Origin of the sequence: Streptomyces sp. NPDC046876, assembly GCF_040645035.1 — a bacterium.
In the GTDB taxonomy this organism is placed as follows: Bacteria; Actinomycetota; Actinomycetes; order Streptomycetales; family Streptomycetaceae; genus Streptomyces.
Map to the genome: position 1 here is coordinate 1 of NZ_JBEYXK010000213.1, position 2,938 is coordinate 2,938.

Annotated in this window: 3 protein-coding genes; all 3 read right to left on the bottom strand. The window is 38.0% G+C overall.

The features are described 5' to 3' along the window. Positions 1-243 precede the first annotated feature (243 nt). Positions 244-498, bottom strand: coding sequence for a DUF1871 family protein (locus ABZ924_RS38355; protein WP_361920348.1), 255 nt, complete (start codon positions 496-498; stop codon positions 244-246). A gap of 176 nt (positions 499-674) precedes the next feature. Continuing rightward, complete coding sequence (locus tag ABZ924_RS38360; RefSeq protein WP_361920350.1) at positions 675-1,085, bottom strand: hypothetical protein; 411 nt, start codon at positions 1,083-1,085, stop codon at positions 675-677. Positions 1,086-1,793: 708 nt separating this feature from the next. Further along, the coding region (locus tag ABZ924_RS38365) for an MFS transporter (RefSeq protein ID WP_361920352.1) at positions 1,794-2,938 on the bottom strand (1,145 nt) is incomplete at its 5' end.

Here is a 2,938-nt window from a genome sequence, read left to right on the forward strand (position 1 = left end):
TTTCTGTGAATCAGTTGTGGTGACTTAATTCTACAATAAAAGGTATTCCTTTTCATCAAGTAGTGGATCATAACGCTTGCCAATTTGTATAAAAAAAGCATTAAACTCCCTGTCAAAAAAAATAAAACTCCGATCAAATAACCGATTTTCATAAAGTCACCTTCTTCTTTTCGCCTTTAATACAGTTTAACTTAATTTTCCAATTTAGCTAGATGAAATTAGCAAAGTTGAAAGTTCAAGAGCTTATGTTTTTTTAGCAGCTTCCCATATTTTTAAAGCTATCGGATAACACTTGTCGATTGATAAAAAAATCTCAAACCATTTTATGAAAACTTGCCGGATTCTTAATGCAAGTTCATCAACTGATTCCATGTTAGGCAAGAGTGCAACAATATCTTTGATTTCAGGATCGTATTCGTCCTCTGGGCCTTCTGGATCTAATAAACCAATCGGATCCCATTCATCAATGATACTTTTGACAAATTTATATTCATCCATAGCTCTCCCCCTAATCTATGTTTTAAATTTTTAGTAACGTTTTATTATGTATAGTTGAATGTAACTTAACTGCACTTAAGTTACATTCAGTTCCCCTAAATTATTGCCTTTATTTGTTCCAAATCCTCCGATGAAATTTCACTTTAACCAACATACTTTTTTACTAAGATAGGACCTCATTCGAATTGGAAAGCAATTTCCTTAAAAGCGTTTCTTAACTCACTTAATTTTTCCGTTCCCAACGCAAAAGAACCTGTTAGTTGTATTGGGTCATGTTCAAATGAACTCTTGCTTATTTTGTATCTTATTGAAACAAATTCTCCGTTTACCTGTTCTATTTTTAAAATCATTTCATCAGGACTTATACTCTCGATGGAATGGCGGAAATTGGCTTCATAGACTATATCTTTGCTTTTCGCTATGAATCTTTTGATGTTATCCCATTCAATCCATACATCTGACAAGTGAGCCGAAAATCCTTGATTTCTGATTTCTAAAGCTATACAAATGCTGGGGTAATTTCTTTCTATGTCAATTAGGTTCATTCCTATAGAAGATAATCCATCTGTTGATTCTACTTTAAACATAAATGATCAATCCTTTTATTTTGATTCGATTCACCCAGAAAATATTTAGCGAACAGTTCGCACAAATCGAAGAAATACCATGATGATTAGTAAAATCCAAAGCGTTTCTCGGAAATAAGCTACCGCATCCGCAAATTACATTGCGCTACATCGGCATCACGGCTGAACAGATTGAGAGCAACCTGAAAGCATTTCGCTTATGAAACGAAATGCCGTATATTTTTTATTGGAAAGAAGAAGGTTCGGAAATTATTCAGCGTTTGCCGCGAGAATAATTTCCTGATGATCCAAGGGCTTAGTGGGTTAAATGGGCCGGCTGTTAAACGGGAAAACGGTTAGCCATCGGCTTTCTTTTTGTATGCAGCAGGCGATGTTCGTGAAAAAACATTGCGTCAAGTAGTTACTGCGACATTTCTTAAAAGCCTGCTGACAACCTTAGAAACGTTCCCCTTTTTTTCCGAGCAAAACAGCTAATACCACAAAGATATAAGGGTAAGAGAGAAGCGTCAATTCGAGAAATCCATACCCAAATAACATTGCTGTCGGCTCTTCATCCGAATAATAACCAGCGCCAACCATATAAGTTCCAAGCAACAAATAACTTCCGATTGATAAAATAGTGAAAAAAAGTCCAGTTATATTTAATTTGAATTTGAAGAGCGTATAAAGCAAAACATCCTTTCTACAAGAATTGAGTGTATAGAGTCATTAAACCAACACTTCTTTTTCGACCTCTTCCTCCTCTTCTCGGTAAAATGCAGCTTGTTGTGGTTTCAATACAAAATAGGAAAAGACGATTGATGCCAGCAGCATAATGCTGGCCAGTCCAACAATGGTGACTCGCAGGGAAATTACATCTGCCAAGATACCGATTCCTAAGATGAATAGGACTTGTACGACACTCTGCACCAATTGAAAAATGCTGGTGACTCTTCCCATCAGCGCAACCGGAATGTTGTTTTGGTAAAACGTAGCCATGCCAGTATTCATGAAGACATTGAAAAAACCTAAAATCAAGAAGCCGACTGTAATGGTGAGGAATGACCAAGAAAAAGCATACAGGACATAGCCGACCGCCGTCATCACCACACCGAGCACAATCATAAACCGTAAAGAGAACTTTGACGAAAAGATGGTAAGCAGAACGCCGCCACTAACTGAACCAATGCCGGTGATACTGATTAACAAGCTGTAGTCTACTTCGGAAAGACCGATTACCCGTTGGGTAAACACGACTTCCTGGGCATCCATGGCGAACGAAAAAATCATGACCAGAATAAAACTCAAGTAAATAATGGCGATGTATTTGTTTTCAGAAAGGAATTGCTTAACTACTGTAAAATCACTCCATACTTGAGCAACGGTCATCTTAGGAATCGTCTCACGGTCAATCTCTTCTTGCTCTGGAAGTCCCAAAAGTAGCAGTGCTGCAATCACAAAGAAAATTGCATTGATCCAAAGGGTGGCCTGAATCGAGCTAAGCAGAATTAACGTACCGCCGATGGCGGGACCGATGATAAATGCACCGGAAGAAGTAACCGAACGAATGGAGTTGAAACGTTTTCTCATTAATTTCGGTACTAGCATGGTTGTATAGGTGGTCGAAGAAGGACCAAAAAAAGACTTAGCGATACTCAGGAAAACGAGAATCACGTAAATGTCAACGATATTGGGAGCATAGGGAATCAATGCGATAAATCCTGCTCGCAAAAGATAAATCGCGATAATGACTTTCTTCTTGCTGCGGTAGTCAATAAAGCTTCCAGTCCAAAACTTCGTCAAGATGTTGACAATCGGTCCGATGATCCAAAGTCCGAATTTACTTTTAGCCTTCTTCAAGGAACTTAAGTTAG

What these genes read in the sequence shown, in the direction of transcription:
- ABZ924_RS38355 (WP_361920348.1), bottom strand. Translation starts at nt 498, where the DNA reads ATGGATGAATATAAATTTGTCAAAAGTATCATTGATGAATGGGATCCG.
- ABZ924_RS38360 (WP_361920350.1), bottom strand. Translation starts at nt 1,085, where the DNA reads ATGTTTAAAGTAGAATCAACAGATGGATTATCTTCTATAGGAATGAAC.